At 49.9% G+C, this 18843-nt stretch carries 13 protein-coding genes and 1 rRNA gene; 7 read left to right on the top strand and 7 right to left on the bottom strand.

The features are described from left to right. From C2M24_RS15855 to rhlB, 3 genes are all read right to left on the bottom strand, one after another. A 16S ribosomal RNA gene (locus C2M24_RS15855) occupies positions 1-254 on the bottom strand; the annotation flags it as partial. 565 nt (positions 255-819) lie between these two features. Beyond that, on the bottom strand, positions 820-2313 hold the full coding sequence (gppA, locus tag C2M24_RS15850) for a guanosine-5'-triphosphate,3'-diphosphate diphosphatase (RefSeq protein WP_105216216.1): 1494 nt from the start codon (positions 2311-2313) through the stop codon (positions 820-822). 77 nt (positions 2314-2390) lie between these two features. After that, positions 2391-3662 (bottom strand): ATP-dependent RNA helicase RhlB, encoded by a 1272-nt coding sequence (rhlB, locus tag C2M24_RS15845; RefSeq protein ID WP_105199276.1) that lies wholly within the window; start codon positions 3660-3662, stop codon positions 2391-2393. 91 nt (positions 3663-3753) lie between these two features. On the opposite strand from rhlB, the gene trxA reads away from it, so the two are divergent. Continuing rightward, complete coding sequence (gene trxA / locus C2M24_RS15840; protein ID WP_105189420.1) at positions 3754-4080, top strand: thioredoxin TrxA; 327 nt, start codon at positions 3754-3756, stop codon at positions 4078-4080. Between the two features lie 175 nt (positions 4081-4255). Beyond that, positions 4256-5515, top strand: coding sequence for a transcription termination factor Rho (gene rho, locus C2M24_RS15835; RefSeq protein ID WP_105199275.1), 1260 nt, complete (start codon positions 4256-4258; stop codon positions 5513-5515). Positions 5516-5580: 65 nt separating this feature from the next. Here the strand turns inward: rho and C2M24_RS15830 are convergent, their stop codons facing one another. Next, a complete protein-coding gene (locus C2M24_RS15830) occupies positions 5581-8379 on the bottom strand; it encodes an ATP-binding protein (RefSeq protein WP_105216214.1) in 2799 nt (932 codons plus the stop codon). A gap of 464 nt (positions 8380-8843) precedes the next feature. On the opposite strand from C2M24_RS15830, the gene C2M24_RS15825 reads away from it, so the two are divergent. Next, a complete protein-coding gene (locus C2M24_RS15825) occupies positions 8844-10913 on the top strand; it encodes a TonB-dependent siderophore receptor (protein ID WP_105216212.1) in 2070 nt (689 codons plus the stop codon). Between the two features lie 49 nt (positions 10914-10962). Here the strand turns inward: C2M24_RS15825 and C2M24_RS15820 are convergent, their stop codons facing one another. Further along, a complete protein-coding gene (locus C2M24_RS15820) occupies positions 10963-11856 on the bottom strand; it encodes a DUF808 domain-containing protein (RefSeq protein WP_105216210.1) in 894 nt (297 codons plus the stop codon). 82 nt (positions 11857-11938) lie between these two features. Here C2M24_RS15820 and C2M24_RS15815 point away from each other — a divergent pair, with 82 nt between their 5' ends. The 4 genes from C2M24_RS15815 (at position 11939) to C2M24_RS15800 (ending at position 15104) form a co-directional block, all read left to right on the top strand. Further along, positions 11939-12244, top strand: a complete 306-nt coding sequence (locus C2M24_RS15815; RefSeq protein ID WP_105216208.1) for an MliC family protein — start codon at positions 11939-11941, stop codon at positions 12242-12244. Positions 12245-12303: 59 nt separating this feature from the next. Beyond that, complete coding sequence (gene ubiD / locus C2M24_RS15810; RefSeq protein WP_105199270.1) at positions 12304-13770, top strand: 4-hydroxy-3-polyprenylbenzoate decarboxylase; 1467 nt, start codon at positions 12304-12306, stop codon at positions 13768-13770. A gap of 61 nt (positions 13771-13831) precedes the next feature. Then, the gene (gene fre, locus C2M24_RS15805; RefSeq protein ID WP_105216206.1) at positions 13832-14545 is read left to right on the top strand and encodes an NAD(P)H-flavin reductase; all 714 of its coding nucleotides are present in this window, start codon (positions 13832-13834) and stop codon (positions 14543-14545) included. 145 nt (positions 14546-14690) lie between these two features. Then, positions 14691-15104 (top strand): CBS domain-containing protein, encoded by a 414-nt coding sequence (locus C2M24_RS15800; protein ID WP_105216204.1) that lies wholly within the window; start codon positions 14691-14693, stop codon positions 15102-15104. On the opposite strand, the gene add is transcribed toward C2M24_RS15800, so the two are convergent. Both add and C2M24_RS15790 read right to left on the bottom strand, forming a co-directional pair. Beyond that, complete coding sequence (add, locus tag C2M24_RS15795; RefSeq protein ID WP_105216203.1) at positions 15105-16112, bottom strand: adenosine deaminase; 1008 nt, start codon at positions 16110-16112, stop codon at positions 15105-15107. Between the two features lie 63 nt (positions 16113-16175). Then, positions 16176-18836 carry an ATP-binding protein gene (locus C2M24_RS15790; RefSeq protein WP_105216200.1) on the bottom strand — a complete coding sequence of 887 codons (2661 nt, stop codon included), beginning with the start codon at positions 18834-18836 and terminating at the stop codon, positions 16176-16178. Positions 18837-18843: the final 7 nt, after the last annotated feature.

Here is an 18843-nt window from a genome sequence, read left to right as displayed (position 1 = left end):
TACCTCACCAACTAGCTAATCCCACTTGGGCCAATCTAAAGGCGAGAGCCGAAGCCCCCTTTGGTCCGTAGACATTATGCGGTATTAGCCATCGTTTCCAATGGTTGTCCCCCACCTCAAGGCATGTTCCCAAGCATTACTCACCCGTCCGCCGCTCGTCATCTTCTAGCAAGCTAGAAATGTTACCGCTCGACTTGCATGTGTTAGGCCTGCCGCCAGCGTTCAATCTGAGCCATGATCAAACTCTTCAATTAAAAGTTTTTTCTGTCCCGAAGGACATGCTCAATGAATTCTGATTTTGATTCTTTCGAATCGAATTGACTGTGCTGCAATAAATAAATTTATTGCCGTTGGTCACTCACTTTCCATTTAAGGAAAAAACATTGAGACTCTAAATTTGTTTGCGTCATCTAGCGAACTAGAATCTGCTGTTAGAACTCAATCTGTACGAGTGCCCACAAGATGATTGCTTCATATTTTTAAAGAACAGGTCCGGTTACCCGGTTTCGAGTTGCTTTCGCGTCTCGAGGGCTGTGCATTCTACTCAACCCTGATTTGTTGTCAACACTTAATTTTGAGAAAGTTTCTTTTTTCAAGGAAAGTCTCAAAACTCAGTTTTACTTGACTCCCTGAGCCGCTAGCGCCTCGCTATGCGTTGCTGCCTGCCGTCTCAGTGGGGTCGCATTATAGGGAGATTCGATTTCGACGCAACCCCTTTTTTAAAGAAAATTGCGAAAAACAGATCGTTTGCAGTTAAATTGAGCATAACGGCTCAAAAACATACAAAAAGCCACCCAATGGTGGCTTTTTGGCGGGGTTTTAATTGCTGATGGTTAGTTTCCAACCAGCTTTGCGCTGGTACAGTGACTCTTGCTGCAGCTCACTTAACATCAGGGGATGCGCATCTAACCATTGTTTATCTATATATAGTGTCAGCGCATTATTATGTTCTTTAATTACCAGCTCAGGTAAAACATCATTTTTGCGACGCATTGACAATATTACCGCCAACCTTAATAAACGCACTAACTGAGTGGCCAGCTTTTCGTGAGCACCGAGTGATTCAAAATCACCGGCCAGCACATCACCCTTATGGAAGCGCACCAGTTTGGCTACCAGAGCATGCTGCTGCTTGGTAAACCCGGGCATATCGGTATTGGTAATAATATAAGCGCCATGCTTAGGGTATTGCTTATATTCGATTAGCAGACCAACTTCATGCACCATGGCCGCTGCGGTCAATAACCCATGCTCCGCCTCACTAAGTTGCCAAGGCTGACTTAATTGCGCCAATAATAGCTTGGCAATGCAGGCAACCCGCTCGCCTTGCCTGCTATCCAAATGGTAGCGGGTAATAAAACTGTCTATGGTGCGCTGGCGAATATCCTGACGCTGCAGTTGTGGCACCATGCTATAGAGCACGCCTTCACGCAATGCACCACCGGCTAGTCCCATGGCGCTCACCTGCAAACTCTCAAAGATGGCAATAAGAATGGCAAGTCCAGAAACAAAAACCAAACGGCGCTCTTCACTTAATCCAGGCAGTTGCAGCTGTTCGATAGAGGCGTGCTGAGTAGTTAATTGACGGATATCAAGTAACTTATCCAGTGTCAGGGTTTCGTCTTGGCGCTGGGCAACCATGATCTCCTGGATTGCCTGAACCGTGCCAGAGGCGCCCGCAGCATAGTCCCATCCGGTTGCGCGGTATAAGGCGATAATGGGTTGCAGGATTTGTTTCGCCGCCTTGATGGCATTGTCATAATTGCTGTCGCTGAGCAAACCATCTTTAAAGTAATGCTCTAGGTAGGTAACGCAGCCCATATGCAAGCTGGTGTAGTGAATAGCTTGTTGGCCTTCGCCTATGACTATTTCGGTACTGGCGCCACCTATATCAATCACCAATTGCTTACCGGAACAAGCCGACGTATGCGCCACACCTTGGTAGATGGTCTTTGCTTCTACTTCACCGCTGATAACATTAATTGGATGACCAAGAATTTGCTCAGCGCGCTCTTTGAATACATCGGCATTCGTCGCCAGTCTGAGTGTGGCCGTGGCTACGATGCGAACTTGTGACGCAGGAATATCCTGCAGTCGTTCGGCAAATAGGGCTAAACATTCCCAGCCACGCTCCATTGCTTCCTGACTTAATTGCATGCTGCCATCGAGGCCCGCAGCCAAACGCACCTTGCGTTTTACCCGGCCCATGGTTTGTAACGAGCCTGCCACTGTTTTGGCAATCAACATATGAAAGCTATTGGAGCCAAGATCAATTACCGCATATAAATCATCTTGGAGAGAAGAATTTACCACGTACTTACCTCTAAAAAAGCTTGGCTCCGGGGGGCCAAGCTTGCACGTCGTTTGGGACGTGTTGTCATGCTAGTAGGCTAACGTCCTTGCCCATGGCGGCGACGACCTTGCCCATGTCCTTGGTTTTTACCCCGTGAACGCCCTTGCGGCCCACGGCGTTTAATTGTTTTCGGTGCCGTAATATCATCCAACAGCGCCGTTTTGTCGTAATGAGACACAGGGATATTGTGCTCAATATAGTCTTCGATCTCTTGCAGATTATAAGCGTATTGCTCACAGGCAAAGCTGATAGCGTGGCCCGATGCCCCAGCACGACCGGTACGACCGATACGGTGTACATAGTCTTCGCAATCGTCCGGTAGGTCATAGTTGAATACATGACTTACTTCAGGAATGTGTAGACCACGAGCAGCAACATCGGTTGCAACTAGTACATCTAAACTTCCCTTTGCAAATTGTGCCAAGGTTGACTGACGTTTCTTCTGATTCACATCGCCGGTCAATAAGCCAACACGATGCCCATCTGCTTGTAACCAAGCGTAAAGTTCTTCACACACATGTTTTGTGTTGGCGAACACTATGGCTTTTTCCGGCCACTCTTCCTCGATCAAGGTAAGTAGCAGTTTCATTTTGTCATTTTGCGACGGATGAAACAGCTCTTCTGCAATGCGCTTACCGGTTTTAACATCCGGCTCGATCTGCACATGCTCTGGATTGGTCATGTGCTCAAACGCTAATTCTTGAACGCGATAAGACAATGTGGCCGAAAATAACAGGTTAAGACGTTCGGTCGCTTCGGGCATGCGGCGGAACATATAACGGATATCTTTGATAAAGCCGAGATCGAACATGCGATCCGCTTCATCCAGTACCACAACCTCGATGTCGTTAAGGGTATAACAGCCTTGTTTGTACAGGTCGATCAAACGGCCCGTGGTACCAATTAAAATATCGACACCTTTTTCTAGCTGCGCCCGTTGTTTTTCGTAATCTTCGCCACCATATAATAAACCTAGTTTAAGATTACAGTGCGGTGCCAAGATTTTTGCATCTTTGTGGATCTGAATCGCAAGCTCCCGTGTGGGGGCCATGATCAGGGCTCTTGGTTGCTGACCCGATGGCTTTTGACTCTGCAATAAGTGATGGCAGGTGGCGGTAAGAAACGCCAGTGTTTTACCTGTGCCAGTTTGTGCTTGGCCCGCAATGTCGCGGCCAGCCTCAACATAAGGCATACACTTCGCCTGAATAGGCGTGCAGTATTCAAAGCCACTTGCTTGCAATCCGGCAACCACCTCCGGAGCTAAAGCAAAGTCTGCAAATTTTTTATCGGTTAAATGTGTCTTATTCATAGCGATAAAGCATAACGCTTAAACTTGCAATAAGAAACAAGAGTGTTTAAATACGCACTAAATAAATTCGCCAAATTTAACGGAGAACGTGATGAGCGATAAAATTATCCAATTAACTGACGACAGCTTTGAGGCTGACGTAATGCAATCAGACAAACCTGTACTAGTCGACTTTTGGGCTGAGTGGTGCGGACCTTGTAAAATGATTGCCCCTATCCTTGACGATGTAGCTGGCGAGTTTGAAGGCCGTGTGACTATCGGTAAATTGAATATCGACCAAAACGCCGGCACTCCGCCTAAGTTTGGTATCCGAGGTATTCCAACCTTACTACTGTTCAAAGACGGTCAGGTTGCTGCTACTAAGGTAGGTGCCCTTTCTAAAGCTCAGCTAGTTGAGTTCTTAGAAAACAACATCTAAGTACAGTTTATAAAAAAGGGCGCTCGCCCTTTTTTTATATGACATTTTGTATAAAGACTGGACGATAAGCCACTGAGCTGCTAGTTTATAACCCCAACAATTCCAAGTTTATCCAACAACCTCACTCGAAGTACTTCCATTTCGAGACGATAAATAGTTTAAAGAACCCACCAATATGCATTTACGCGAACTGAAAGACAAGTCGATCAACGAACTTGTAAAACTAGCCGAGTCTATGGGCCTAGAGAATGTAGCCCGCCTAAGAAAACAAGACATTATCTTTGCCATCCTGAAAGCGCACGCGAAAAGCGGCGAAAACATTTTCGGTGGCGGTGTATTAGAAATCCTGCAAGACGGTTTTGGTTTCCTACGTAGCTCAGAAGCTTCGTACCTTGCTGGTCCAGACGATATTTATGTATCTCCAAGCCAAATTCGTCGCTTCAGTTTGCGCACGGGCGACAGCATTGCCGGCCTTATTCGCCCACCAAAAGATGGTGAACGTTACTTCGCGCTACTAAAAGTAAACGAAGTTAACTTTGATAAGCCGGAAAACTCACGCACCAAGATTTTATTTGAGAACTTAACGCCATTGCACGCCAATGAGCGTTTACGCATGGAACGTGGTAACGGCAGCACCGAAGATATTACCGCTCGTGTTCTTGACCTTGCAGCACCAATAGGTAAAGGCCAGCGTGGCCTTTTGGTTGCACCGCCTAAGGCCGGTAAAACCATGTTGCTACAAAATATCGCCCAGTCTATCAGCTACAACCACCCTGATTGTGAGCTCATGGTATTGCTTATCGATGAGCGTCCGGAAGAAGTAACGGAAATGCAGCGCCTGGTTAAGGGCGAAGTAATTGCATCGACTTTCGATGAGCCGGCAAGCCGTCACGTACAGGTCGCGGAAATGGTGATCGAGAAGGCAAAACGCCTAGTTGAGCACAAGAAAGACGTGGTTATCCTGCTTGATTCAATCACTCGTCTGGCGCGTGCCTACAACACGGTTATTCCATCATCGGGCAAGGTACTTACCGGTGGTGTTGACGCCAACGCCCTGCACAAGCCAAAGCGCTTCTTTGGTGCGGCACGTAACGTTGAGGAAGGCGGCAGCCTGACCATTATCGCCACCGCGCTTATCGATACCGGTTCGAAAATGGATGAAGTAATCTACGAAGAGTTTAAAGGTACGGGTAACATGGAATTGCACCTGAACCGTAAAATTGCCGAGAAACGCGTATTCCCGGCGATTGACTTCAACCGCTCAGGTACTCGTCGTGAAGAATTACTGACTAAACCGGATGAGCTACAGAAGATGTGGATCCTGCGTAAGATAGTTCACGATATGTCGGAAATCGATGCCATGGAATTCCTTATCGATAAGCTGGCCATGTGTAAGACCAATGACGAGTTTTTTGACTCAATGAAGCGTAAGTAAGCTTTACTGGGTTAAACAAAAGCCACTGTTATCACAGTGGCTTTTTTGTGCCTGCTGTTTAGGGGCTAATGCCCTGACTCTGTTTCATGCATCGCCAGATCGCTTAGCAGCTCACTGACGTGTTCACCGTCCTGGAATTTGGCGGCGCGCTCAATATCACTAAGCAATTGCGCTAAGTCGGCATCGGCAAACATCTTTGCTGCGCCTGCCAGGCGATGGGCAATTTTTGCCACGGCGGCGATATCATCACGCTGCTGCGCCGCTTTCAGCAAGGCAATTTCCGCAGGCAAGGTTTGTGCAAAGCTATGGCGCAGGTCGCTCATATCCACCTCACGGTAACCTTCTTTTTGCTCACTGACACTTAGGTAGCGCTCTAACACGGCACAAAACTGTGCCTTATCTATGGGCTTGGCCAGATGACCGGCAAATCCCACTTGCTTATACTGCGCGATTTCATGGGTCATGGCATTGGCGGTCAAGGCGATAATGGGATTACTATAACCACATTGATGCAACAGCGACAGCGCCCCTAAGCCATCGAGTATCGGCATCTGAATATCCATTAAGACCAGGTCCGGATTATGTTTTAATGCCAACTCCACCGCCTGTTCACCATTTTCGGCGCTGTAAACCGTCACTCCAAGATTCTGCAATAAGCGCTCAATCAGGCGACGATTATCCGGGTGATCCTCCGCCAATACCACAGTGCCACTAAAGCTGGAGGCATAACAAGGTGGCGGCTGCGCTTGCAGCTGACTCGTTAATTGACTGTACTGACAGGGCAGCTTAAAGCAAAAACAGCTGCCGCATCCCAGGGTGCTGGTTACGGTAATTTGCCCCCCCATGATGCATGCCAATTGCTGCGACAGGCTCAAGCCCAAACCTGTGCCGCCAAAGCGACGGCTAATGGAGTTGTCGCCCTGACTAAAGGTGGTAAAAATAGCTTCCAGTTTATCCTCAGCAATGCCAATCCCAGTATCTTCAACACAAAATACCAGGTTCTTATCCTGAGCGCTGATCTTAAGAGTTACCTGACCTTGCTCGGTAAATTTAATGGCATTGGAGCACAGGTTAACCAACACCTGCTTAACACGAATATAGTCCAGTTCGGCACCGCTGTTTGCCGGCAGTTGGTTGTCGATGTAAAAGTCGATACCCTGCTGCAGGGCACTGGGTGCAAACATGGCCTTGATATCGGCGAGCAGAGAATCCAGGCTCACCAAAGCAATATTAAGCTCGAGTTTATTGGCTTCGATTTTACTTAAATCCAGTACATCATTGATCAGCTCACCCAGATGCTTGCTGTTGTTATAAATAACCTGCAACTCCTTGGCGACATCGGCATCACGCACCTCACCATGAACAATGGCCTCGGCCTGACCCATAATGGAAGTCAGCGGCGTTCTAATCTCATGGCTTATATTCGCCAGAAACTGGCTTTTAATTTCATTGGCTGAACTAAGCTGTTGCGCCAGAGCCTCAAGCTCCTGAGTGCGCAAGCGTACCTTCTCTTCCAAGATAGCATTGGCCCGACGCTCGGCTCCGCGGCGAAACAAGAGTACGCCGATAATCAAGGTCAGTAGCAATAACCCCGAGACCAACCAGGTAAACTGATTGCGTTGGCGCGCCGCGATTCGCTCAAATTCTTGTTGCCGCTGCAGCGACTCCACCTGGCGCTGTAACTGAGTTGTGTTGTATTTAGCATGAAAATCATTAAGGCGACTGGCAATGGCCCGACTAACGGCCAGATCGCGTTCACGCTCATATTTTTCAAACAACACCAAAGCCTTTTGATTATCCCCCTGCGCCGCTGCCAGCAATAGCTCAATCAAATAGGTGTCTATAGGCGCGTCGTCACTGCTATTTTGTTGCGATAACGAATAGGCCTGCGCCAAGGCTGCTTCGGCGCGCTCGTAGTCACCCTTGCCATACAACACCTTGGCGGTGATCTCTTGTATGGTAATGAGCCCAGGGAAATAGTCGATCACCTCAAGCTGCGCCTTCGCCTCTTCCAAGGTAGCCAGGGAATCATCAAAACGGCCTTGAAAGAAATACAAATCGGCCAAATTCATCCTAGTGTTAACGAAGCTTACAGAATCATTGGTCTTGGCTATGTTCGCCAATGCCAATCGATATTGCTCGGCGGCGGCGTCGAGCTGCCCAAGGTTGCGATAAATAATACCGAGATTAGACTGCATTTGTGCCAGGCCTGCGGTGTCCCCCATACGTACAAAGGCATCACCCACTGTGGTATACATTTCCAGCGCGGCATCAAAGCGATCGGCGCTGATATAAGCGCCGGCAATATTATGAATAATATCGACCCTATCCTGCTCCGAGCCGTGCTCGTCATACAAGGCTTTAGCACTGCCGTAATAGTCGATGGCCTGCTCCAGACGCTCTGCGCGCATCAAGGCTAAACCGATATTATTGTATAAATGAGCCTGCAGCAGCGGCTCATTGGCTTGCTCAAGTATCTGTAAGGCTCTGGAGTAATCCTCAACGGCACTAAGATAATGGCCACGATAATAATTGGCTATCCCTTGCTTTTTAGCATAATCGGCACGGCGTATCGGCGGCTCCAGATCGGCAGATAACTGCTCCGCCCGCAAAAAGTAACGGGTCGCTTTTTGATAATCACCGCTGGCAAAGTATTGCTCGGCAACAAACCGAGTCAGGGCCAGCTTTTCTTTATCCGCTAGAGGTTCGCTTAAACTTGCTACGGCGCGGTCGAGTTGCACCTCTTTAGGCTCGAGCAGAATTTGCTCCAGTGCCGAGCTGGCACCGTAACAGGGAGAGAGAGACAAAGCAGCACAGAAAAACAGGCTTAGTGTTTTATAAAAGCAGACCTTCCTTTGCAACATTACTTTCTTCCACTTTGTCGTTGCGTTAGAGCATAACTACTACACCCTAGGCTCTTGATTACTCGAGACATAAACAGCGTCACTTTAGGTTCGCTTTGCTATCACCAGATGCCAGTACCACATCATATCCTTATTAGCCGGGCGTTTATTGTGACAGCCTCAACTGATTGCTATTGTTTGCTATTTATTCATATCCGGCGGGTATATTCAACTTTATTACGACTAGCAATCCGTCTCTTCCGCATTAAACAGCCCGACAAAAGCCGCGATTTTGACCTGACAAGCATAGCCGCTTTATAAGTAAAGTCATTGGTTTACTTCAACTAAATACAGAAATAGCAGGCTCTTCAATGGGCAATTTAAGCCATGACCCTAATATAAGAAACAACACTTGCAATTGATAATCATTTGCAATAGCATGCGCATTCAAAATAACTCACAGCAACTCTTTAGGATCTTACGCAATGACGCGCCACCCTCTTTCTCTCATTATTTTCAGTGTCTTATCAGCACCCAGCCTGGCGGCAACCAAGATGGAAACCATTGAAGTGGTCGGTAGTTATTTCAATGATTACAAGGTCGATAGCGCCTCTGGCGCCATGCGTACCGACGCTTCGCTACTGGAAACCGCCCAATCGGTTACCGTGATCCCAGAAACCATAGTCAATGAGCAACTGGCCACTACTCTGGGTGAAGTGCTAAGCAATGATGCCAGCCTGACCTCGGGCTCGAACCAGCGCAACCGGGAAACCTTTAATATGCGCGGCTTTAGCCTAAGCTCAGCGACCGGTTATCTGCGCGATGGCCACCAGCACTGGTCACATTACCAACAGCCCATTGAGATCCTAGAGCGTGTTGAAGTGATCAAAGGCCCGGCGAGTATTTTGTATGGCCAGTCCGGCCCTGGCGGTCTTGTTAACATGGTTACCAAAAAGCCTACCGCGAATCGCTTTGTTAATGTTAGTGCCGATGTCGATCAACATGGTTCGACACGTTTTATGCTCGACGCCAGCTCGGCACTCAATGATGATGAAACACTGCGCGGACGCGGTATTGTGGTTAAGCAAGATGTGAACTTCTGGCGTGACTATGCCAACGGCGATGAGCGTGAGCGCGATCGTTTCCTCGGCGCCTTAGTCCTTGATTACGACCTCAGCGACGACACCCTGATCCGCGTTCACTATGATCGCACCGATGATAAAACCGGTCTCGACACCGGTGCCTGGCTAGATTCGCAAGGCAAGGTCATCGGCGATGACAAAACCATTTACGATTTCTCCTGGGCCTTCACCGATATCGTGGTAGAGAACTTAGGCCTGGATGTGCGCACCTACCTCAACGATCACTGGCAACTGAGACTGGGTTATAACGAACAAACCTTTGAGCGCCAGCGCTTTGAGTCGGCGCCACGTAAACCCAGTGACTACCAAGTCGGTGACAGCTATAACTCACGCCCCTATGATCGTTTTGACGATTGGCAATTTACCACCGCCTATATCGACTTTATTGGTGACTTCCAGCTAGCGGGCATGCAACATCAGCTACTGATCGGCGCCAACAGCCTAGACTATTACTATGGCCAGCTGCGCACCAGCGCCGACGCCATAGATTATATCCCCGGCCAAACCGAGCCAAGCCGCCCGGATATCAGTTATACAAGCGATACCAGCCTTTCGAGTGACGAGTATGACTACTATGGCATCTATATTCAGGATTTGATCACCTTTAATCCGCAGTGGCAGCTGTCGCTGGGCGGTCGCTACGACAAACAGAACAAAGAAGGTGCCGATAACGAATCTGTCTTGCCTAAGGTCGGTGTGCTGTATCACCCGAACGACAATGCCACCCTGTATGTCAGCTATTCTGAAGGCTTTGAGCCCCAAGGTTCAGAGCGCCTGAACAACGAAAGTGATAAAAATCACAATATGAAACTCGACGCCGTCACCTCGGAGCAAATGGAGATAGGCGCCAAATGGCAACTGTTCGATGAGCGCCTGCTGCTTAGCGGTGCACTCTTTGATATTAGTAAAAAAGGCACCCTGGTCAGCGAGTTGGTCGATCACCCGGATTACGACACCATCACCACACAGATAGGTGAGCAGCGCCATAAGGGTATTGAATTAGCCGCCCAAGGCGCCGTGAGCGATCGTTTCTTTGTTATGGCCTCAAGCATGTATCTGGATGCCAACTATGAACGTGACGAAGACTTGGAAGGGAAAACCCCGGCAGATGCACCGAAATGGTCGGCCTCATTATGGTCACGCTATGAAGTCACCGAGGCCTTAGCACTTAATGCTGGACTCTTCTATACCGGTAAACGCTTTGCAGACAGCGATAACCAGATAGAAAAAGACGCCTATACCCGAGTCGACGTCGGTGCGACTTATGCCATCAAGCTTGCCGGCAATGACGTGGATTTGCGTTTGAATATCGAAAACCTCTTCGACACCGAGTACCTGGCTGGCGGTGGCACCAATAATGTGACCATAGGTGAAGGCACCAACTTCCGCCTCGCCGCTCAATTTAGCTTCTAACTAGCCTGAAAAAGCCCGGCATTTGCCGGGCTGACTTCTTTAGGATTTATCACTTTTTCAGCTGCTTGAATAAATGCAGGGCGATTACCACCACAAATCCAGCCAGTAACCCAACCAGGCCATTGGCGCCGTTAACGACCAAGGCCTCAACCACCCCACCGTATTGACCGGCCAGCTCACCCCAGTGACCAATAAGATGATGCAACGGCGCGATACCATGCACCAATATGCCGCCACCCACTAAAAACATGGCGATGGTTCCGAGTACCGCCAGCGCCTTCATCAACCAGGGCGCTAAGGTCAGCAAAAATCGTCCCATTGCACGACTGATGGCGCTTTTAGCAGCAACGCCGCGCTGCAGCAGATATAAACCAGCATCATCCAGTTTCACTATACCGGCCACTAAACCGTAGACACCCACAGTCATCACCACGGCTATTACCGACAGCACGGATAGCTGATGGATAAAACTGGCGGTCGCAACCGTACCCAGTGAGATCACGATAATTTCCGCGGAAAGAATGAAATCGGTGCGTATCGCCCCCTTAATTTTTTCCTTTTCTGCTTCAGGGGTGAGCGGCTCAGCCAGGGCCGGATGTTCTGGCTGTTCTTCCTTGCCGTGAGCCAGCTTTTCCGCGCCCTCAAAACACAGGAATAAACCACCTAGCATCAACAAGGGGGTGATCAGCCAGGGAATAAAGGCGCTAATAAGCAGCGCCGCCGGCACCAGGATAGCTTTATTCAGCATGGAGCCTTTAGCCACGGCCCAGACCACGGGTAACTCCCTATCGGCGTTCACCCCGGAAACCTGCTGCGCATTAAGGGCCAGATCGTCCCCCAGCACCCCGGCGGTTTTTTTGGTCGCCACCTTACTCATGGTAGCAATGTCGTCCAACAGAGCGGTGATGTCATCAAGTAGAGTCAATAAGCTTGCGCCAGCCATGGGCATTCCTTTAGCAGTGTTAAATGTGCCTTGTTAAGCTAATACGCTACACTGCCGTTGTCCACAATTGCGGAGAAAAACAATGACTAAGGGACTGTTCTTGGCAATACCCGCAGCTCTTATACTCAGCGCCTGCAACGAGCTGCCCAAAACCCAGGAAGGCAATGCGGCCATAAACTACCACTGTGATTCGGGGGCCGTATTCAGTGTTCGCATTGACGCCGAGAGCGCAACTCTGACCTTGGGCCTAGCTACTCACACCCTGATTGGCGAGCGTGCCGCCTCCGGCGCAAAATACAGCAATGAGGAACTCACCTTTTGGGGCAAGGGTGATAACAGCATACTGATGCTCAACGACGAAACCTGGCAGTGCCAGCGCAGTGATTGATCGCTTTTGCGTCGCCATCAAGTATAATGCGGCAAACACCCGAGGCTTACAGAGGCGTAATGAAATACAAAGACTTAAGAGACTTTATCGCGTTGCTTGAAAAGCGCGGCGAGCTCAAGCGGATCAGCCAGCCCATTAGTACCCATTTGGAAATGACCGAAATTGCCGATCGCACCTTACGTGCCAAGGGCCCGGCCTTACTATTTGAGAACCCGGTCGGCTATGATATCCCGGTGCTTGCAAATCTCTTTGGTACGCCAGAGCGCGTGGCTTTAGGCATGGGCCAAGAGAACGTCGAGGCACTGCGCGAAGTCGGTCAGTTACTCGCCTTTTTAAAAGAGCCCGAGCCACCTAAAGGCATTAAGGAAGCGCTGGGACAAATTCCGGTCTTTAAACAAGTCCTCAATATGCCCGCCAAGGAAGTGAAAAAAGCCCCCTGTCAGCAGGTGGTGCTCAGCGGCGATGAGGTCGACCTGACCAAACTACCCATCCAACATTGTTGGCCGGGCGATGCAGCCCCGCTTATTACCTGGGGTCTGACGGTCACTAAAGGGCCCTATAAAAAGCGCCAGAATCTGGGCATTTACCGCCAGCAACTGCTTGGTAAAAACAAGATCATTATGCGCTGGTTATCGCACCGTGGTGGTGCCCTAGACTTTCAAGAATGGTGTAAGGAAAACCCGGGTGAGCCCTATCCGGTTTCCGTTGCCCTAGGTGCCGATCCTGCCACTATTTTAGGTGCGGTTACGCCTGTGCCGGATACCTTAAGCGAATATGCCTTTGCCGGTTTGTTGCGTGGCAGCAAAACCGAAGTGGTGAAATCCATATCCAATGATCTACAGGTGCCCGCCAGTGCGGAAATCGTGCTTGAAGGTTATATAGCTCAAGATGAGCTGGCACCAGAAGGCCCGTATGGCGACCACACCGGCTATTACAATGAAGTGGATGATTTTCCGGTGATGACGGTGACCCATATTACCCATCGCGAAAACCCAATTTATCACAGCACCTATACCGGCCGCCCACCCGATGAGCCGGCCATTCTAGGCGTGGCGCTAAACGAAGTATTTGTGCCTATTTTGCAAAAGCAGTTCCCGGAAATCGTTGACTTCTACTTGCCGCCGGAAGGCTGTTCGTATCGCATGGCGGTGGTAACCATGAAGAAGCAATATCCTGGCCATGCAAAACGGGTGATGATGGGCGTGTGGTCCTTCCTGCGCCAGTTTATGTACACCAAGTTTGTGATCGTCTGTGATGATGACGTCAATGCCCGCGACTGGAATGACGTGATCTGGGCCATAACCACACGTATGGACCCGGCACGCGATACCACCTTGGTAGAAAATACCCCTATCGACTACCTGGATTTTGCCTCGCCGGTTTCCGGCCTGGGCTCAAAAATGGGTATGGATGCAACCAACAAATGGCCCGGTGAAACCGACCGCGAATGGGGCGAGCCCATAGTGATGGATGAAGCCACCAAGCAAAGAGTCGATGAAATATGGGACTCCCTGGGCATAGACTAAGTGCCTGTTAATTGGCCTTCTATGGTAAGCTAGCAGTTAAGAGTTAGAAGCAAGGTAAAACATGCAAACATTACAAGCGAACGTGCAAAGTATTTCGCCACTCACAGAATTCGTTTACAAGGTTATTTTGACGCCCAACGAAGCGGCTCAATTTGAAGCGGGTCATTATTGCCAACTGGTACTAGGAGAAAAGGACAAGCGCGCATTTTCAATCGCCAGCCGCCCCAGCCAGCAGCATGAAATCGAATTGCATATTGGCGCCTCGGGTGCAGACTCCTACGCCATGCAGGCGCTTGAGCACCTGAAAGAGCATCTTGCCAATGGCACTCAGGCAACGCTCGAAGTGGGCCTGGGTGTATCTCAGCTACGTCTTGATTGCGACCGTCCACTGGTTCTTTTGGCGGGAGGCACCGGCTTCTCCTATGTTAAGTCGATGGCCGACCATTTGGCCGAAGTTGGCTGCGACCGTCCGGTATTTTTCTACTGGGGTGTAAAGCATGAAGATGCCCTGTACGCCAAAGAAGAAATGGAAGCCTGGGCAGCCAGTAACTCGCATTTCACCTTTATCCCGGTGGTTGAGCAACCACAGGGGCAGTGGCATGGCCACACCGGCTTAGTACATCAGGCGGTGATGAAAGACATAGTGTCGTTAGAACCCTACACAATTTATATGGCCGGACGTTTCGACATGATAGGTGCGGTACGCGATGACTTTATCGAGCACGGTGCCCTGCGCGAGCATATGTATGCGGATGCCTTTGCCTTTATCAAATAAGGTTGAGCAGAGTTTAGCTTAGTTAATTGAAAAGAGGCCCAGGCCTCTTTTCTGTTTTTCAGAACACATCAATAGTTTTAATTCATTTTACCTATCAATTAACCAGCCCTAGACTACTCCTATCAACCACGATAGGAGTGCGATCATGTTCAATATCAAAGTCTCAGATATTATTAAGCGAACCTTTTTATCCATCAGCCCAGATCTTGAGCTCACCGCAGCGATTGATTTACTGCTTAAACATCAGGTGATTGGTGCTCCGGTGATCGATGATTCGGGAAAGTTATTGGGTTATTTATCGGAGCAAGACTGCTTGGCGCCGCTGACCACCAACAGCTACTTTTGTGATGGCCGTATCCAGGTGCGTGAGGTAATGAGCCAGGATGTGCTTACCTGCCAACTCGACGACTCTTTACTTGATTTAGCCGCGCGCATGCGCCGCCACAATCTACCCAAACGTTATCCAGTTATTGACCAAGGGAAAGTTATTGGCATGGCCGAGCGCTCGCAGGTGTTACAAGCGCTCTCACAAAGTTACCGCAGCTGCAGCGCTGCCTGATTATGCTTCGCGAGCGGCCGCTTTTGCTTTTAAAGCGGCTTTATCGCCATCGCTTAAGTAAGCGATTTCTAACGCATTAGCCTGAGCCAGCTCGATATCTTCCTTGCTCAAGCCAGCTTGATAAGCCGCATTTTGATATTCGTTGTCGAGCTCTATGCCCTGCACCGCCGGATCATCGGTATTGATGGATGCCAAGATGCCGTGCTCAAGGAAGCGCTTGAGTGGATGGGTATGAATATCGGCAACCGTACTGGTAAGCACATTACTGGTCAGGCAAGACTCGATACCTATACGGTTATCGCGCAGGTAATCCATTAATTTGGCATCTTGTATAGCATTGACGCCATGACCGATACGATCGGCTCCCAAGCCCTCAATGGCCTGCCAGATGCTGCTCGAATCCTGTGCCTCACCGGCATGCACTGTGGCACGCAGGTCGGCCTTATGCACCTGTTTAAAGTGGTCAACGAACAAGTCGCCGGGAAAGCCCAGCTCATCACCGGCTAAATCAACCGCCACCATCTGTTCTTTAAAGGCCAAAATGGCCTCCAGCTCTTGCTGACATTTTTGTTGTCCGAAGGTACGCGACATAATGCCAATCAGGTTTACCTTAATGTCGTGCTCACGCACGGCGCTATGAATACCATCGACCACGGCTTCAACCACGCCTTGTGGATGCAGGTTATGACTCATCGCCATGTAATAGGGACTAAAGCGCAGCTCAGTGTAGTCTATGCCTTGGGCCACGGCATCCTCGACATTTTCTATGGCAATGCGACGACAGGCGTCGTAGTCACCTAACACCTTTACACCCCAGTCGAGCTTTTCTAAAAAAGCCATCAGGTCAGGGGCTATCTCAACGACCTGCACATGCGGACGCAAGGATTCAAGATCGTCACCTGGGAGCTGTATATTGAACTGTCGGCCCAACTCGAGAATGGTAGTAGCGCGCACATTGCCGTCTAAATGGCGATGCAGGTCGAGTAAAGGTAGTTGGCGATTGATCATCATGACCCCCAAGTGTGTAGATAAAATTGCGCGCATCATACGCATATGCACAATAAATTCAAGTTAGTACGAACGAGTGCCCGCTCGTCGAGCCAGTTGCCTGGCGATGCTGCTAAAGAGCGTGTTGGCCTCGATAGGCTTAACCACATAGTCGTCCATGCCGCATTGCTGCGCCAGCTTTACATCCCGCTCCTGAGCATTGGCGGACAGGCCGATAATGGGTAGGTCACTGAGCAGCAGCTCATTGCGGATCTCCCGGGTGGCCGTCAGACCGTCCATGTTCGGCATCTGTATATCCATCAGCACTAGGTCATAATGTTTACGGCCCACCATGGCTACCGCCTCAACCCCATCATTGGCGATATCTGGCTGGGCGCCCTTACCCTCAAGCATGGCTTTAGCGACCTGCTGATTAAGAGGATTATCTTCCACCAGCAAGATGACCACATCCGTTAAGTCTATCTGGATCTCCTCACCGCGCTGCGGCGGCATATCCTGACGCATTGGCAAACTGGATTGCTTGGGCAGATAAACGCGAAAGCAGGAACCCTGACCTTCTTCGCTTTCCAGCTCGATGCGCCCGTCCATCAAGCTCACCAGCTTTTGGCAGATACTCAGGCCCAGCCCAGTGCCGCCAAAGCGTCGTGAGGTCGAGCCATCGGCCTGTGAGAAGGGCTTAAATAATTGCTTTTGAATCTCTTTGCGCATGCCTATGCCGGTGTCGCTGACGCTAAAACAGAGCTCGTCTTGAGCATCGGCTACCTTTAAGCGAATGGCACCCTGCTGAGTAAACTTCACCGCGTTGTTTAAAAGATTTAGCAGCACCTGCTTTAAGCGGATCATATCGGCATAAAAGACAGGCGCCACATCGGCGTCAACTTCATAATCGACCAGCAGGCTTTTATGACTGGACTCTACCTCGACCAATTGCTGTAATTCGGCACACAGCTCATCTATGACTATGGGCTCCTGATGTAAGTCCAGTTTTCCCGCTTCCATCTTAGAAAAGTCGAGCAGATCATTAAGTACCCGCAGCAAGACACTCAAGGCATTATCCGCCTGCGCTACATACTGCTTGCCCTTGTGCCAATCCTCTTGCTGCATGGCAAGATAATGCAAACCCTTAATGCCGTTGATCGGTGTACGTATCTCATGGCCCATATTGGCCAAAAACTGTGACTTAGCGCTGTTGGCCGTGTCGGCCTTGACCTTTTCTTCGCGCAACACCTTGGTTTGCTTGGCGACCTGATCACGTACGCGAATATTGCTGCCGGTGATGGCGATTAAAAAGGTGGTCAACAGCCAAACGAACAACATGCCCACCACTTGGGCATACCAGTAGCCGGACCATAAGGGGCGCCCGCCCTGACGATAAATATTCAAACGCCACTGCCTTGAGACGGTTGCCATATCCTGGCTCATGATCAGCTCATCATGCTCGGCTAGCGGTAAAATAGCCTGATGCGGCTCGGCGCTGATATCCAGCACTTCCACATCGATACCATCAAACGCCAGTTTAGCCAGTGCCGATTGTTTTAACAGCGGCAGGCTTATCACCGCAGCCACATAACCAATTAGCTGAGCGTTGGCATCCGGCACCTCAGCCATCACCAAAAAACCCAGAGCGCCCTCGGGACTGCTTTCAAGTGCAAATGCCGGGGTTACAAATAATGAACCTGGGTGCGCTAAAAGATCAGGAAAATAACGCTCCGCACTGATATCCAGACCGAACACACTTTTCAGACGCGGTGAAAACTGACCGTAATACACGGGGAAATGATCCGGCCCAGCTTGGCGCTCAAAGCGCGAAAAAATCTGGTATTGCGCTATTCCCTCGGACCTTGCTTGCTGCTCAAAAGCTGCCACATCTTGTGGTGGCACCTTGGGCATCCACACCAAGGCATTAATCTCCGGGTTATAAGCCATTTGCTTACGGGTAAAGTCATCAAACTCGCGCCGTGACACATTATGGCTATGGGCCATAAAGGACGCCAAAATCTGAGTATTGGCGCCCAATCGAGTGAACACAGTCTCCAGTTGCTCGACTATCACCTGAGCCTGAGAATTATAATAGCGCTGATTTTGCTCCTTCTTGGCATTGGCCGCCAAATAGAAGGTAACGCTTATCACTGCATAGATGATCAGTGAGGGCACCACCACCTGAAGACGATGACGCACCACTTCAAAGTTAAAACCGGCAAGTAATAAGGGGGTAAAAATCATCACCCCGATACTGTCGCCTATCCACCAGGTGATAAAGTTTTCCCAGCGCCCGGATGCCGGGATCACACCATTGGCAATCGACAACTCGGTACCGACCGCAGCGGCAATAATACAGACCAAGGGGCCGCCGACCAGGATACTTACCATGCTGCTTTTTAAATCGGATAGATCAAGAGGAGCGCGCAACACCCGAGTAATGAGCCAGTAGCCTAAAAAAGCCTGAAAGGTCGACGCTAATGTGACTAAGGCGGCCTGACTGGCCACCTGCCAGTGGAGGATCCCCTCGATATTCTCAAGATGCAGTGTATTGGTCAGGAGGGCGCCAATAATGATCCCCAGCAGGGCACGGCGTCCGGCGATCAACAATGCCGCCAGGGCGATGCCAGAAGGTGGCCAGGAGGCCACGGCATAGCCCTCAACAGACAAGAGGGTATTACTTAAAAATCCGGTAATAAAGTAACCAAGGGCAACAACTAGGCTTAGGTTGAATAGGTTCTTCATTACCTCC

The organism is Pseudoalteromonas sp. T1lg22 (genome assembly GCF_002964645.1).
Lineage (GTDB): Bacteria > Pseudomonadota > Gammaproteobacteria > Enterobacterales > Alteromonadaceae > Pseudoalteromonas.
The sequence above is the reverse complement of the archived record's forward strand: the minus strand, read 5'-3'. Positions and strand labels throughout refer to the sequence as shown.

Bases quoted from the DNA above. Each gene is read 5' to 3' on its own strand.
- add (WP_105216203.1), bottom strand. From the start codon at position 16,112: ATGATCAATCGCCAACTACCTTTACTCGACCTGCATCGCCATTTAGAC.
- fre (WP_105216206.1), top strand. From the start codon at position 13,832: ATGCAAACATTACAAGCGAACGTGCAAAGTATTTCGCCACTCACAGAA.
- C2M24_RS15825 (WP_105216212.1), top strand. From the start codon at position 8,844: ATGACGCGCCACCCTCTTTCTCTCATTATTTTCAGTGTCTTATCAGCA.
- rhlB (WP_105199276.1), bottom strand. From the start codon at position 3,662: ATGAATAAGACACATTTAACCGATAAAAAATTTGCAGACTTTGCTTTA.
- rho (WP_105199275.1), top strand. From the start codon at position 4,256: ATGCATTTACGCGAACTGAAAGACAAGTCGATCAACGAACTTGTAAAA.
- C2M24_RS15815 (WP_105216208.1), top strand. From the start codon at position 11,939: ATGACTAAGGGACTGTTCTTGGCAATACCCGCAGCTCTTATACTCAGC.
- C2M24_RS15790 (WP_105216200.1), bottom strand. From the start codon at position 18,836: ATGAAGAACCTATTCAACCTAAGCCTAGTTGTTGCCCTTGGTTACTTT.
- C2M24_RS15820 (WP_105216210.1), bottom strand. From the start codon at position 11,856: ATGGCTGGCGCAAGCTTATTGACTCTACTTGATGACATCACCGCTCTG.
- C2M24_RS15830 (WP_105216214.1), bottom strand. From the start codon at position 8,379: ATGTTGCAAAGGAAGGTCTGCTTTTATAAAACACTAAGCCTGTTTTTC.
- C2M24_RS15800 (WP_105216204.1), top strand. From the start codon at position 14,691: ATGTTCAATATCAAAGTCTCAGATATTATTAAGCGAACCTTTTTATCC.
- trxA (WP_105189420.1), top strand. From the start codon at position 3,754: ATGAGCGATAAAATTATCCAATTAACTGACGACAGCTTTGAGGCTGAC.
- ubiD (WP_105199270.1), top strand. From the start codon at position 12,304: ATGAAATACAAAGACTTAAGAGACTTTATCGCGTTGCTTGAAAAGCGC.